This window comes from Arthrobacter sp. PAMC 25486 (genome assembly GCF_000785535.1).
Lineage (GTDB): Bacteria > Actinomycetota > Actinomycetes > Actinomycetales > Micrococcaceae > Specibacter.
In genome coordinates, this window is sequence record NZ_CP007595.1 from 3,380,719 (window position 1) to 3,395,335 (window position 14,617).

Here is a 14,617-nt window from a genome sequence, read left to right on the forward strand (position 1 = left end):
ACGAGCCGCAACACCGGAGAATCAAGCTTATGGTCACTCGGGGGACAATTCGCCTGTACTATCGCCAATAAAGCGAGAAACAGGCGGTCCTTGCGGCACATTTTTCTGAGGAGTTTAGTTGTCCATTTCAACGGCAGTTCCGAAGGCCAGGTTTAGTGCCCAGGCGCGGCTTCGCGCACTACAGGCGGACGTCATGGAGCTCATCCTGGAACGGGACCTCGAAGCCGGGGATGCCATGCCCACCGAGAATGAGCTGTGCGAAGTCCTTGGCGTCGGCCGCAACACCCTCCGTGAATCCTTGAAGGTGCTGCAGGCCCTGGGTGTCATTGAAATCCGCCACGGCTTTGGCATGTTTGTGGCACCGAGCAACTTTGAGGCGCTGGCAGACGGGCTGACCTTTCGGGGCCGGCTGTCCCTGCGCCACGAAGGCTTGGAAGCCCTGCAGTTGGTTGACATCCGCCAGGCACTTGAGTCCGGTCTGATCAGCGCCTGCATTGCCGTTGTCAGCGAAGAACACCTTGTGCGCATTGCCGCCGTCGTTGAGAACATGGAAGTACTGGCCCAGGACGGGGAACAGTTCGTGGAGGCCGATGCGGAATTCCACCGGCTGCTTTTTGAACCCCTTGGCAATGACCTCCTCATGAACCTCATGGGCGTGTTTTGGAAGGTGTACCGCAAGATCCACCTGGAGATCGGCACCGGTGGCATGGACCTGGTGCGTACAGCCGCCGAACACCGCAGCATCTATGACGCGGTCGTTGCTCAAGATGCGACAACCGCCGCCGCCCTGCTCAGCAGCCACTTCGACGGCATCCGTGCCAAGATCAAGCAGTTCGTCGAAGCCGAATAGTCCACACTCGCCGGCCCGGTAAATCGCTGGCCCGATTTATCGGGAACCTGGCGAGCGGGCCCACCCGGCTGCTCCTGCAACTTGAAACCTCGCAACCTCGCGACATGGGCGGGGGATCCGTGCTGCGAGTTCGGGCCAAAGATGCAGTGTGCGCTGTGCCTATCGCCGAGAGTGGGGCAAATTGCGTCATTTCGGGTGCCACCGCCGCCAACTCGCAGTTAATGTCACCAAATCCAAGACTGGCGACATTAACTGCGAGTTCACAGCACAGTTCGGCGGGACCCCGGCCACAGCCGCCACTGGAACGGGCAGTTCTGGCCGCCAAAACCACCCGCCACCTCCCAAGCCGGCTGTCACCTGGCAGGCCCGGCAGCTGGTCCAATTCCACCCTTGACCGGCGGGCCCGGCAACTGAGCCATACTGTGAAGCATGAGTGTACGCAGAGTTGTAGTGGGCGGATATGAGATCGTCACGACCGACACCGACAAGAGGGCAGAGCGGACGTTCCTGCTGGTGCACGGCATCGGCATGGGGATCGCCTATTTTGCGCAACTCAGCACGGTGCTGGAGCATCACGGACGTGTGGTGGCCATTGACCTGCCCGGTTTTGGCGATGCCCCCGAACCAGAACATGCGCTCACCATGGCCCAAATGGGTGACTTGCTGATTGACTTTATCGAGGCGGAATCCCTGGACCAGCCGGTCTTGGTGGGGCATTCCATGGGAACCCAAGTTGTGGCGGAGGCGGCGGCGCAGCGCCCGGACCTGTTCCCGGAACTTGTCCTTGTGGCGCCTACCGTCAATAGACATGAACGCTCCATCAGGAAACAGGCCTGGCGCATGACCCAGGATCTCTTTGGTGAGAGCCCCAAGGTCATTGCCATGGGTGTGCGGAACTATGCCAAGACAGGTCCGCGCTGGTTCATGAAGAAATTGCACAGCATGATGGAGCACAGCATCGAGGACACCCTGCCGAAGATCCAGGCGCACACCCTGGTGATCCGCGGCAACCGGGACCGCGTCTGCCCGCAGGACTGGGTGGAGGAGGCCACTGCCCTGATCCCCGGAGCCACCATGGTGGAGGTTGACGGGCGCGGCCACGAGACCATGGTCAAGGACGGCGCCTGCGTGGCCGAATTCATCGTGGCCCACGTGGGTGCCCGGTGAATGCCATGAAGCGCCTGGGGTGGTGGGCGCTCGACTACCTCTATGCCGGCTGGCGCCAGTTTGCATCTACTTTCCGCCGCAGCGCCCCCGCCCATTACGCCCAGGGGAACCCCTCCCTGCCGGCCATCGTGCTGTTGCCCGGGGTGTATGAGACCTGGCTGTTTCTGGAGCCCGCCGCCACCCGCCTGAACGCCCAGGGCTTCCGGGTATTTCCCGTCCCCGCATTGGGCATCAACCGCCGTTCGGTGCCAGCGTCCGCGGTGGTGGTGAGGGCCGAGCTCGCGCGCCTGGCAACCGTCCACGGGATTTCCGCCTGCATCTTGTTGGCGCACAGCAAGGGAGGACTGATTGGCAAGCACCTGATGCTGGATGCCTCGCTTTCCCCTGGCCATGTCGAGAAGCACGACGCCGGCCCTCAAATCCCAGCCCCGCCCGCCGATGTTGAGGTGCTCGGGCTCGTGGCCGTGGCCACCCCGTTCTCCGGTTCCTCCTACGCCCGATACTCAATGTCACGGACCCTGCGCGATTTCTCCCCGGTGGACGCGGTCTTGTTGTCGCTGCAGGAACAAACGGCCCTGAACCACCAGGTAGTTTCCATCTATCCGGAATTTGATCCGCACATCCCGGGCGGCAGCGCCCTGATCGGGGCAAAGAACATCGAGCTGCCCGTCTCCGGGCACTTCCGCACGCTGGCGGACGAAACTGTGCTGGCCGCCGTCGAACATGCCGTGGCAGGGATGGCGGCGGCAAGGTAGCGCCCGGCCGTTCGCGGAATCTGCGAAAACGACACCGATCCCGCTGGTAGATACCGGGATTCCGGGCTCAGAAAGTGGCATCGGTGTCAGAAACGCGGGCGGGTTCGGGAGCGGCTGAGTGATTCAGTGCTTAAACGAAAGAGTCCCAAACTCAAAGTTTGGGACTCTTTCTCAAAGTGCGCGCGAAGGGACTCGAACCCCCAACCTCCTGATCCGTAGTCAGGTGCTCTATCCATTGAGCTACGCACGCATATTCTGTTTCTGTGTTTCTTTGTTGACCCTCGGGCCGTGAATAACTCTAACCCACCTTGGGCTGAGAGTACAAATCGTGCAAGTGGCAAAGCGCGGTGTTCCCCAACACTAGACCGGTCTACGTGATCTGGCTCACTAAATGCGGCCATCTAAAAATGTGAAATCCGTGTAAACACGCGAAACTCGTTCCCTGTCAAGCCAATACGTCCCACGTCCAATGCCCAAAAAGTAGGAAGGCCCGGTCATAGCATTTAGACATCACCTATCCCCCCAATGAAGGGACACACAATGGGCCACGCGCCAGTGCAGGAATCCGTTGAGCAGGCAATGACAACCCACAGGGGCCTCGCCGCCTGGGTGTCCGAGGTAGCTGCTCTGACCTTGCCGGAGAACATCCGCTGGGCGGACGGGTCCGCACAAGAATATGCGCAGCTCACGGATGAGCTCGTGGAGGCCGGCACGCTGACCCGCCTCAACCCGGAGCAGTTCCCGAATTCCTTCGCAGCCTTCTCGGACCCCAAGGACGTGGCCCGGGTTGAGGGGAGGACCTTCATCTGCTCCGAGAAGGAGCGCGACGCCGGCTTCACCAACAATTGGATGGAACCGGCCGCCATGAAGGAGATCCTGAACGAGCGGTTCGCCGGCAGCATGCGCGGACGCACCATGTATGTCATCCCCTTCGTCATGGGCCCACTCGACGCCGAGGATCCCAAGTTCGGCGTCGAGATCACCGACTCCGCCTACGTCGTCGCCTCCATGCGCATCATGGCCAGCATTGGCAGTGAGGTCCTGCGCAAGATTGAGGACACCAACGCCTTCTTCGTTCCTGCGTTGCACTCGGTTGGTGCGCCGCTGGAGTCGGGCCAACAGGATGTCGCCTGGCCGTGCAACGAGGAAAAGTGGATTGTGCACTTCCCGGAGGAGCGCTCGATCTTCTCCTACGGCTCCGGCTACGGCGGCAATGCGCTGCTGGGCAAGAAGTGCTTTGCCCTGCGCATCGCCTCCGTCATGGCCCGGGATGAAGGCTGGCTGGCCGAGCACATGCTCATTCTCAAGCTCACCAGCCCCGAGGAGAAGACCTACCATGTGGCCGCGGCATTCCCCTCGGCTTGCGGCAAGACCAACTTGGCCCTGCTCGAGCCCACCGTCCCCGGCTGGAAGGCCGAGACCCTGGGGGACGACATCAACTGGATGCGCTTTGGCAAGGAGGGTGAGCTCCGTGCAGTTAACCCGGAGGCAGGCCTGTTTGGTGTGGCCCCCGGCACCGGCTGGTCCACCAACCCCAACGCCATGGCCGCCATCGTCAAGGGCAACTCGATCTTCACCAACGTTGCCCTGACGGACGACGGCGGTGTCTGGTGGGAGGGCATGACCACCGAAGTGCCAGCTCATCTGACAGACTGGCAGGGCAACAGCTGGACGCCTGAGTCGGGCCGCCCCGCCGCACATCCGAACTCTCGTTTCTGCACGCCCATCGACCAGGTGGACATGCTGTCAAAGGACTACTTCGACGCAGCCGGTGTGGAAATCAACGCCATCTTGTTCGGCGGACGCCGAAAGACCACGATCCCGCTAGTCACCCAGGCCCGCGACTGGCAGCACGGCATCTTCATGGGATCCACGCTCTCCTCGGAAACCACTGCTGCAGCCACTGGTGCTGTTGGCGTGGTCCGCCGCGATCCCATGGCCATGCTGCCGTTCATCGGCTACGACGCCGGCGACTACCTCAAGCACTGGATCGAACTCTCGGCCAATGCAAACCAGGACCGCCTGCCCAAGATCTTCCTGGTGAACTGGTTCCGCCGCAATGCCGAAGGCGGCTTCGCCTGGCCCGGCTTTGGTGAGAACACCCGCGTGCTCAAGTGGGCCATCGAGCGTATTGAAGGCACGGCCGACGCGGTGGAGACGCCCATCGGTTTTGTCCCCGCAGAAGGTTCACTGGACCTGGCCGGTTTGGAGGTCCCGGCGTCGGACATCAAGGACGCTTTGAAGGTGGTTCCGGAAGAGTGGGAAGCCGAGCTCGCCGGCATCGAGGAGTGGTACGCCCGCTTTGGCGACTCCCTCCCGGAGGAAATGGCCGCCGAGCTGGAGGGCCTGAAGCAGCGCTTCGCAGCATAAATATGGGGCCTCTACCGGCTCGACCACCGCTGGTCGAGCCCGTAGAGACCCCATTGTGCATTTCCCCCCAAACGCTCGCTCACTAGCGGGGCTTTTTCGCCAAACGCTCGCTCACTCGGCCGCCAGCATTCAGCGGTACGTGAGCGAGCGTTCGTCCAAACACCCCCTGATGTGAGCGAGCGTCCGGGAAAACTGCCCCGTATCTGAGCGAGCGTTGCTGGTGGGGGCTAGTTTGCGGCGCCGGCGAGCCAGACGTCCGGGCCGAAGACCTCGTAGTGGATCTTCGTCGACGGGATGCCGGCGTCAATGGCCTGGTTGCGGATCGCCTTCATAAACGGCAGTGGACCGCACACGTACATGGACGCGTCGGCCGGAATGTCCACACCGTCGAGGGACATGAAGCCCTTATGGAAGCCCTCGGTGGGTTCCTCCAGCCAGAGCTGCAGGGTCGCGCTGTCGATGGCGTCGACGTCCCTGGTCATCTGCTCGCGCAGGGCCCAGGCTTCGAGGTTTTTCTCGGCGTGCAGCACCAGCACCTCACGATCCCCGCCTGTAGTGGCAAGTGAGCGCAGCGCCGATGCGGAGGGGGTGCAGCCAATGCCTGCTGTGGCAAACACCACGGGGCCCTCGCCATCGAGCGTCACATCGCCGGAGGGGTTGGAAAGCTCGACGACGTCCCCGACCTTCACATTGTTGTGCAGCACGGGTGAGACCTCGCCGCCATCGTCACGCTTGGTGGTGAACACGCGGCGGGTGGTGGACTCGACGTCGGCCGAGAGCGAGTACTGGCGGACCTGAAGCAGCCCGTCGGGCAGGGCGACCTTGACGGAGACGAACTGGCCGGGGCGGGCCACGGTGACGGGTGTGTCGTCGGCCGGCGCCAGCACGAAGGTCATGGCGTCGGTGCCGGCCGGGTTCTTCTCCACGACGGTCCAGGGCATCCACATCTTGTCGTTGGCCTGGATGGCGTAGAGGCCCTTTTCAATCTTGATGAGGGCGTTGGCCATGAGCCAGTACACCTCGGTCCAGGCCTCGGCGATCTCGGCCGTAATGACGTCCGCGAGCTCCTCGGCGATGGCCTCGAAGAGGTACTTGTAGACAATGTCGTACTGGTCCGCGGTGATGCCAAGGGCGGTGTGCTTGTGGGCAATGCGGCTCAGCAGGGTCTCGGGAATTAGGTCCGGGTTGGCAACGAGGGCCGTGGCGAAGCCTGCAATGGAGCCGGCCAGGGCCTTTTGCTGCTCGCCGTTGCCCTGGTTGGCACGGCTGAACAGGCCGTTCAGGAGTTCGGGGTGATGGCGCCCAGGCGTGAGCCGACCAGCGGCAGTGTGGCAACAATGAGCGGGCGCGATTTTTCCGAAAGCATGATTACTCCTTGGTGAAAGTCGAGGTGACAACACCAAAGTAGCATTTGATATGCGAGTTTAAAGACACGTTTTCTACAAGTTGTAGAAAAGTGTTGACTTGGCGCGGGTCAGCCTGGACGGGATGTGCTTAACATCACGGGAACGGGGCCGTCGGATGTCTTCCGGGCGAGGCTGAAGATGGTCACATTGTCCAGCGAGACGTAGAACGATTCCCGGGCATGGTTCAGCGCCCCCCGCAACCCGCAATCGTGCACCAGGGGGCAGTCGCCCATGTCGGTCTGGCACTCGGCCACGTCACTGTGGTCATCAAGCACGCGCAGCACCTGGCCCACCGTGGCCACCTTGCCCGCAGGGGAGATGCGCACGCCACCGCTGCGCCCGCGAATGGCCTCGACGAGTCCCATCTGGCGCAGCTTGAGCACGGCCTTGCTGACGTGGTTGTACGGCGTGCCCACCTGTTCCGCGAGGTCGCGGGTGGTGGAAAGTTCACCATCCGGTGCCGAGCACAACACCATCAACAGGCGCAGGCTGACGTCGGAAAAGCTGTTGATGCGCATCAGTTAGGCCCAGATCGTGATCTCGCCGGCTTCCAAGAACGGATTGCCGAACTCCCAGCCGGTGGGTGCCTGGCGGTACGGCTGCACCGCTGCAACTCCCATGCCGGTGCTGTGCTCTGCCATGACGTGGATGGCATCCGTGACATCGTCGGGCAGGTGGATGTCACAGACGACGGCGGCCGCCCGGTTTTGATCCCGCTGTTGCGTGAGTGCCTGAAACAAGTCCGCAATCATCGCGTCGGCATCGAGTTCGCTTTCCTCCCCACCATCCACCTCGGTCGGTGAGACGGCCACGAGGTTAAGCTCGCCGTCGTGCGTGAGGACAAGGCCAACCGGCAGGAAGGCGCCGTGCTCCTCCAACTGCTCGGCAGCAACGCCCAGGGCGGTGCCAATGAGTTTATTCAGGTCATCCTGCACCTGGGCGTCAAGCTCGGAAGGTTCGGGGGTGTTCTGGTTCATGGATTTTCCTCGGAATATCTTAGAGTGGTGGCGCGCTGCGGCGGGTTAGCGGCGCACAAGTTCAAGGACGGCGTCGCGGATGTCGGCCATGGTGACGGCGTCCTCGGCTTCGGCGTTCAGGCGCAGGAAGGGTTCGGTGTTGGAGGCGCGCAGGTTGAACCACCAGGAGCCGTCCTTGGCGCTGAACGTGATGCCGTCCAGCTCGTCAACCGTGACGTCCTCGCGTGTGTAGGCGGCGCGGACGCGGGCCACGGCGGCAGGGACATCGGCCAGCTGGGAGTTGATCTCACCGCTGGAGACATAGGGCTCGTACTCGCGTCCCAGCTCCGAGAGCGGTCCGTTCTGCTCGCCGAGAGCGGCCAGCACGTGCATGGCCGCGAGCATGCCGGTGTCGGCGTTGAAGAAGTCGCGGAAGTAGTAGTGTGCCGAGTGCTCGCCGCCAAAGACGGCGCCTTCCTCGGCCATGGTGGCCTTGATGAAGGAGTGGCCAACCCGCGTGCGAACAGCCCGGCCGCCGTCGTGCGTGATCAGTTCAGGCACCGCGCGGGAGGTGATCAGGTTGTGGATGACGGTGGGGTGTTCCTCGCCGGCCAGCTTGGCGCGGGCAATCTCGCGGCGGGCCACCAAGGCGGTGACGGCCGACGGCGACACAGGCGCACCCAGTTCGTCAATGACAAAACAGCGGTCGGCATCGCCGTCGAACGCCAAACCAATGTCCGCACCGTGCTCCACAACGGCGGCCTGCAGGTCAACGAGGTTGGCGGGTTCAAGAGGGTTGGCCGGGTGGTTCGGGAACGTGCCGTCCAGCTCAAAGTAGAGCGGGATGATCTCGAAGGGCAGGCCCGGCAGCAGGGCGTCGCCGAGGACGGCGGGGGTGGTCATGCCGGCCATGCCGTTGCCGGCGTCGACCACGATCTTCAGCGGGCGGGAACCGGTGAGGTCAACGAGCTTGCGCAGGTACTCCGAGTAGGCCTTCAGGACGTCGGTCTGGCCAATGGTCCCGGCTTCGCTTTCGGCGGCGGGGATGCCGTCCTTGAGGTACTGTTGCGCGAGGTCGCGGATCTCGGTCATGCCGGTCTCCGAGGACACGGGAACGGCGCCTGCCCGGGTCATCTTCATGCCGTTGTATTCGGCGGGGTTGTGGCTGGCCGTGAAGACAACACCGGCGGCCTGCAACGCACCGGAGGCAAAATACAGCTCATCCGTGGAGATCAGGCCCAACAGCTGCACATTGGCACCGCGGCTGGTGGCGCCCTCGGCAAATGCCTGTGAGAATCCGGGGGAGGAAGGGCGCATGTCGCCGCCCACCAGGACGGTTTGGCCCTTGATCCCGAGAACCTCGACAAACGCGGCTCCCACGGCCCGCACGGATGCGGTGGTGATGGTCTCGCCGACGATTCCGCGCACGTCATAGGCCTTGAACGAGCTGGTCAGGTCAACCGGAAAATTATCTTCAGTAGTCACCCAACCATCTTACCGTCGAGTGGCAAACCCGAAAGTTATCCACAGCTGGTTGCCTGCGGCGGGAGGATTGTCAGTGTCCACTGGAATACTGGGGGCATGACCTTTCAACCAGCGCCCAGTCCAGCCGCCTCCGCCTTCCAGGGTGGGCCCTCCGATACCCGCGGGCGTGCCCTTGAAGTGCTCCGGGCGTTGGTGGGCCGGGAGGATGCCGTCTTTCACGACGGGCAGTTTGAGGCCATTGAGGCATTGGTCGACGGCGGTCGGCGCGCCTTGGTTGTCCAGCGCACGGGTTGGGGAAAGTCGGCTGTGTACTTTGTAGCCTCCCTGTTGCTGCGGGCTCGCGGGGCCGGGCCCACGCTGATTGTCTCGCCCCTGCTGGCGCTCATGCGGGACCAGGTGGCCGCCGCCGAACGCGCCGGTGTACGAGCCATGGCCATCAACTCCGCCAATGCCACCGACTGGGGCCTGGTCTCCGCGGCGCTGGCTGCCGACGAGGTGGATGTGCTGCTGGTTTCCCCCGAGCGGCTGACCAATCCGTCCTTTCGGGAGAACCAGCTGCCCTCGTTGGTGCAGCGCACGGGCCTGTTGGTGGTTGATGAGGCGCATTGCATTTCCGACTGGGGGCATGACTTCCGTCCCGACTACCGCCGCATCGCCGACCTGATCGCCCAGTTGCCGGCTGCCGTCCCTGTTCTGGCAACCACGGCCACGGCCAACTCCCGGGTGGTCGCCGACATTGAGGAACAGCTTGGCGCCGGAGTGTTCACCATCCGCGGACCGTTGGCCCGCAAGTCCTTGCGGCTCGGGGTGCTGCGGCTGGCCGATTCCCGCGATCGGCTCGGCTGGCTGTTGACCCACCTGGCCGAGTTGCCGGGCAGCGGCATCATCTACACCCTGACAGTTTCCGCCGCGGAGGACACCGCGCGGCTGCTGGCCGAGGCCGGGCACGTGGTCAAGGCCTACACCGGACGCACCGACACCATGGACCGTGAGGCCCTGGAGGACGCACTGAAAGGCAATCAGGTGAAGGCGCTGGTGGCCACCAGTGCCCTGGGCATGGGGTTCGACAAGCCTGACCTGGGCTTCGTGGTCCACCTGGGTGCGCCGTCGTCCCCTGTTGCCTACTACCAGCAGGTGGGCCGTGCCGGACGTGGCAGCGCCAACGCCGATGTGCTGCTGCTGCCGGGCAGTGAGGATGCCGAGATTTGGCGTTACTTTGCCACGGCGTCCATGCCGGCGCAGGACAAGGCCACGGCTGTGCTTGAGGCGCTGGGTGAATCGCCCAAGCCCATGTCAACGCCGGCGCTCGAGGCCCGGGTTGATCTGCGGCGTACCCCGCTTGAGCTGCTGCTGAAGGTGCTGGCCGTGGACGGGGCCGTGCGGCGGGTGTCCGGCGGCTGGGAATCGACCGGGGCGCCGTGGGTTTACGACGAGGAACGCTATCGGCGCATTGCCCAGGCCCGTGTTGACGAGCAGCAGTCCATGGTGGAATACGAGCGCATGTCGGGCTGCCGCATGGAGTACCTGGCGGCCGCCCTCGACGACGAAACTGCAGCACCGTGCGGACGGTGCGACAACTGTGCGGGGCGCTGGTTTGGCGCCGATGTGGTGTCCAGCGCCGCAGAAGCTGCGGGGGAGTCGCTGCGCCATGCAGGACTGCCGCTTGATCCGCGCGCCATGTGGCCCACGGGCATGGACCGTCTGGGAGTCCCCGTGAAGGGCAAGCTCAAGGCGGATGAGATTGTGTCCACCGGCCGCATCCTGGCGAGGATGACGGATCTGGGCTGGGGCAATGCGCTGCGTGCCATGTTTGCCGCAGGCTCCCCGGATGCGCCACTCGATCCGGCCATGGCCCAGGCAGTGGTGGCAGTTCTGCGTGAGTGGGGCCAGTCCGGCTGGGAAGGTGCCGGTCGCCCGGTCGCGGTTGTCGCCATGCCCTCGCGCTCCAAGCCGTTGTTGTTGGCGTCCTTTGCCCAGGCCATCTCCGAGATTGGCAAGCTGCCGTACCTGGGATCGCTGTCGCTGGAATTTGGCGGGCCAACCGGTGAACGCGGCGGCAACAGCGCCTACCGCCTTGCCGGTGTGTGGGAGCGCTTCGCCGTGGGGCCCGAACTGGCCGCGGCACTTGGCGCATCTCCCGGAGGCACCGTCCTGCTGCTGGATGACCTGGTTGACAGCCGGTGGTCGTTGACGGTGGCCGGCCGTGCCTTGCGCCAGGCAGGGGCAGGCCAAGTGCTCCCGCTAGTATTGGCCCAGGCCGGCTAACCTCCCCTCGCCCCATCCCAACGCTCGCTCAGTTGCGGGGCTTTTCTGACGAACGCTCCTGCAGATCCGGGGCACTTTTTCCCGACGCTCGCTCAGCTCCGGGGCTTTAACGCCGAACGCTCCCTCAATACATACAGGGAGCGTTCGGGGATTTCCCCCCATATATAGGGGGAGGGTTTACTGTCCTGCCGGGCGCAGGCGGAGTTCCTGCATGCCGCCGTCGACGGCGATGGAGGTTCCGGTGGTGGAGCCTGAGAGCGGGCTGGCGAGGTAGGCGACGGCGCCGGCTACTTCCTCAGCGGAGACGAGGCGTCCGTGGGGCTGGCGTGCGTTCAGTGCTGCGCGCTCGGCTACGGGATTCTCTGCCTGGTCCATGAGGCGGCCAATCCACGGGGTATCTGCGGTGCCGGGGTTCACGGCGTTGACGCGGACTCCTTCGCGTAGATGGTCTGCTGCCATGGCGCGGGTCAGGGACAGGACTGCTCCCTTGGTTGCCGTGTAGAGGGCACGCGCGGGCAGGCCTGCGGTGGCGGCGATGGAGCAGGTGTTCACGATGGCTGCGGCGCCGGACTTGCGCAGATGGGGAAGTGCGGCGCGGGTGACGCGGACCATGCCAACGACGTTGATGTCCCAGACGCGGGCCCATTCGGCGTCGTCGTTGGTTTCTACGGTGCCGATGGCGCCGATGCCCGCGTTGTTGATGACGATGTCCACACCGCCGAAGGCTTCCACGGTTCCGGTGATAGCAGCCTTGACGGAGTCGTCGTCGGCGACGTTGCAGGTGAAGCCGAGCTGGCCTGCGGGCAGGTTTTCCGGGTTCAGGTCAAGGACGGAGATGTTCGCGCCCATGGCCTGCAGCTTTGCTGCGATCGCGGCGCCGATGCCGGAGGATCCGCCGGTGACGACGGCCGTGAGGTTGGAAAGTTCCTGACTCATGCCTATGGCTCCTTGGTAGTTCCGGCGCGGAAGAATTCCTGGCGCTGACGGCCCAGGCCTGCGATTTCCACTTCGACGACGTCGCCGTCCTGTATATACGGGAAACGGCCGGAGAGGGCAACGCCCTCGGGGGTGCCGGTCAGGATGACATCGCCGGGCTCGAGCACCATGTACTGGGACAGGTGGTGAATGACGGTGGGGACATCGAAGATCAAATCTGCGGTGTTGGAGTCCTGGCGGATTTCGCCGTTGACCCAGGACTTGAGCTGCAACTTGGTGGAATCGATCTCGGAGGCGGGCACGAACCACGGGCCCAGCGGGGTGGATTTGGGCAGTGACTTGCCCTTGGTCCACTGTCCGGCGGCACCGGGGATCTGGTATTCGCGTTCGGAGAGGTCGTTGGCTACTACGTAACCGGCGACGGCGGCAGCGGCTTCCTCAACCGTGGAGAGGTAGCTGACCTCGCGGCCGATGACGACGCCGAGTTCCACTTCCCAGTCGTACTTCTGGGCCAGCGGCGGGATCGGGGAGGCGTCAAAGGGGCCCGCGACCGTGTTGTTGGGCTTGAGGAAGACCACCGGGATGGTCGGGGGCAGGGCGCCGGACTCGGCGGCGTGCGCGGCGTAGTTCATGCCGATGCAGATCACGTTGTTCGGGCGTGCGATGGGGGAGCCGATGCGCAGTTCGGCAGCGTTGTCCAGGACCGGCAGCGTGCCGGCATCCAGTGCCGCGCGCAGCGCGGCCAGGCCGTCATCGGCCAGGAATGCGCCGTCGATCTCGGCCGTGACAGGACGTGCGTCGTAGCTATGCTCGGTTCCGTTGGAGTCGGCGACAATGACGACGGGAATTTCCCGTCCCTGCTCGCCAAGACGTGCAATCTTCATGAAATTCATATCCTCTACAACCACAGGAGTGTGCGGTTCTTATTGTTGGTGGCCCATCGCTGGACCTTAACATCTGAGCTTTAGGGCAACTTTACCCATACTGAACCATGAATCCAGCATTAAGTCCGATATTGACATGGAAAACATCGGATGTTTAGCTTGAGTGAAGTTTTCTACTGTTTATCCTCTTCCAAAGGGAGCCCCTGTGAGCACCATCATCGCCGTTGAAACCAGCGACGTTCGATTTCCAACGTCCCGGGACCTGGATGGCTCCGATGCCATGAATCCAGACCCCGACTACTCGGCGGCCTACCTTCGTGTGGTGACGGACAGCGACGACGGCCACGAGGGCCACGGCTTTGTGTTCACCATCGGCCGCGGCAACGACGTTGAAACAGCAGCCATCAAGGCGCTGACGCCGTACCTGATGGGCCGCAACGTGGAAGAGTTGCTGGCGGACATGGGCGGCACCTGGAAGGAACTGACCCACGATTCACAGCTGCGCTGGCTGGGCCCGGAAAAGGGTGTCATGCACATGGCCATCGGCGCCGTTGTCAACGCTCTGTGGGACCTGAAGTCCAAGCGCGCGGGCCTGCCGCTGTGGCAGCTGCTGGCCCAGATGAGCCCGGAAGAACTGGTTGACCTGGTTGATTTCCGTTACCTCACCGACGCCATGACGCGCGATGAAGCACTGGAAATCCTGCGCCAGGCAGAGGCCGGCCGCGAAGAGCGCACCGCCACGCTGCTGGCTGAGGGCTACCCCGGCTACACCACTACACCGGGTTGGTTGGGTTACTCGGACGAGAAGCTGACCCGTCTGGCCCACGAGGCAGTTGCCGCCGGCTTCAAGCAGATCAAACTCAAGGTCGGTGCCGACCTCGAAGATGATGTGCGCCGACTGCGGGCCGCACGTGCCGCCGTCGGACCTGACATTTTGATTGCCGTGGACGCCAACCAGCGCTGGGACGTTGCGGAGGCCATCGAATGGATGAAGCACCTGGCGCCGTTCGACATCGCCTGGATCGAGGAGCCCACCAGCCCCGACGACATCCTGGGCCATGCGGCCATCGCCCGCGGCGTTGCCCCGATCCCGGTGGCCACCGGCGAGCACGTGCAGAACCGTGTTGTCTTCAAGCAGATGCTCCAGGCTGACGCGCTGCAGGTCCTGCAGATCGATGCTGCCCGCGTGGCCGGGGTGAACGAAAACGTTGCCATTCTTCTGCTAGCCGCCAAGTTCGGCGTCCGCGTCTGCCCGCACGCCGGCGGCGTGGGACTGTGCGAGGCCGTCCAGCACCTGTCGATGTTTGACTTCGTGGCAGTTTCCGGCCAGAAGGAAGACCGCATGATCGAGTTCGTGGACCACCTCCACGAGCACTTCGTCACCCCGATCGACGTTCATGACGGCTGCTACTGGCCGCCCGTCACCCCGGGCGGCGGCAGCGAAATGCACGCAGCCTCGGTTGCCGAGTACACCTTCCCCGACGGCGCCTTCTGGGTTGCCGATGCCGCAGAAGCCGCAGCCGCAGAAAAAGAACTGGTCTAA

General features: G+C 63.8%; 11 protein-coding genes, 1 tRNA gene and 1 pseudogene. 6 read left to right on the plus strand and 7 right to left on the minus strand.

All coding sequences use genetic code 11. The features are described from left to right. The first annotated feature begins 118 nt into the window (after window positions 1-118). From art_RS15485 to art_RS15495, 3 genes are all read left to right on the plus strand, one after another. On the plus strand, window positions 119-850 hold the full coding sequence (locus tag art_RS15485; RefSeq protein ID WP_038466234.1) for a FadR/GntR family transcriptional regulator: 732 nt from the start codon (window positions 119-121) through the stop codon (window positions 848-850). 429 nt (window positions 851-1,279) lie between these two features. Continuing rightward, complete coding sequence (locus art_RS15490; RefSeq protein WP_082000340.1) at window positions 1,280-2,017, plus strand: alpha/beta fold hydrolase; 738 nt, start codon at window positions 1,280-1,282, stop codon at window positions 2,015-2,017. A gap of 5 nt (window positions 2,018-2,022) precedes the next feature. After that, entirely contained in the window at window positions 2,023-2,772 is a 750-nt protein-coding gene (locus art_RS15495) for a triacylglycerol lipase (protein ID WP_038470515.1), read from the plus strand. A gap of 177 nt (window positions 2,773-2,949) precedes the next feature. Here art_RS15495 and art_RS15500 read toward each other — a convergent pair. Further along, window positions 2,950-3,022 (minus strand) — tRNA-Arg (locus art_RS15500). 290 nt (window positions 3,023-3,312) lie between these two features. Between art_RS15500 and art_RS15505 the strand changes: the two genes are divergently transcribed. Beyond that, window positions 3,313-5,142: a phosphoenolpyruvate carboxykinase (GTP) gene (locus art_RS15505; protein WP_038466237.1), complete on the plus strand. Its 1,830-nt coding sequence runs from the start codon at window positions 3,313-3,315 to the stop codon at window positions 5,140-5,142. 227 nt (window positions 5,143-5,369) lie between these two features. On the opposite strand, the pseudogene art_RS15510 reads toward art_RS15505, so the two are convergent. From art_RS15510 to art_RS15525, 4 genes and pseudogenes are all read right to left on the minus strand, one after another. Further along, a pseudogene (locus tag art_RS15510) lies at window positions 5,370-6,508 on the minus strand (globin domain-containing protein). Window positions 6,509-6,616: 108 nt separating this feature from the next. Further along, window positions 6,617-7,066, minus strand: a complete 450-nt coding sequence (locus art_RS15515) for an Rrf2 family transcriptional regulator (RefSeq protein ID WP_038466239.1) — start codon at window positions 7,064-7,066, stop codon at window positions 6,617-6,619. A 3-nt stretch (window positions 7,067-7,069) separates the two neighbouring features. Next, window positions 7,070-7,525 (minus strand): hypothetical protein, encoded by a 456-nt coding sequence (locus art_RS15520; RefSeq protein ID WP_038466241.1) that lies wholly within the window; start codon window positions 7,523-7,525, stop codon window positions 7,070-7,072. 45 nt (window positions 7,526-7,570) lie between these two features. Next, entirely contained in the window at window positions 7,571-8,989 is a 1,419-nt protein-coding gene (locus tag art_RS15525) for a phosphomannomutase/phosphoglucomutase (protein WP_038466244.1), read from the minus strand. 96 nt (window positions 8,990-9,085) lie between these two features. Between art_RS15525 and art_RS15530 the strand changes: the two genes are divergently transcribed. Continuing rightward, window positions 9,086-11,254: a RecQ family ATP-dependent DNA helicase gene (locus art_RS15530; RefSeq protein WP_038466247.1), complete on the plus strand. Its 2,169-nt coding sequence runs from the start codon at window positions 9,086-9,088 to the stop codon at window positions 11,252-11,254. 177 nt (window positions 11,255-11,431) lie between these two features. Here the strand turns inward: art_RS15530 and art_RS15535 are convergent, their stop codons facing one another. Together art_RS15535 and art_RS15540 are read right to left on the minus strand one after the other, a co-directional pair. After that, window positions 11,432-12,190 carry an SDR family NAD(P)-dependent oxidoreductase gene (locus art_RS15535; protein WP_038466250.1) on the minus strand — a complete coding sequence of 253 codons (759 nt, stop codon included), beginning with the start codon at window positions 12,188-12,190 and terminating at the stop codon, window positions 11,432-11,434. Window positions 12,191-12,192: 2 nt separating this feature from the next. Then, window positions 12,193-13,074 (minus strand): fumarylacetoacetate hydrolase family protein, encoded by an 882-nt coding sequence (locus art_RS15540; RefSeq protein WP_038466253.1) that lies wholly within the window; start codon window positions 13,072-13,074, stop codon window positions 12,193-12,195. Between the two features lie 205 nt (window positions 13,075-13,279). On the opposite strand from art_RS15540, the gene art_RS15545 reads away from it, so the two are divergent. Further along, a complete protein-coding gene (locus art_RS15545; RefSeq protein WP_052136634.1) occupies window positions 13,280-14,617 on the plus strand; it encodes an L-fuconate dehydratase in 1,338 nt (445 codons plus the stop codon).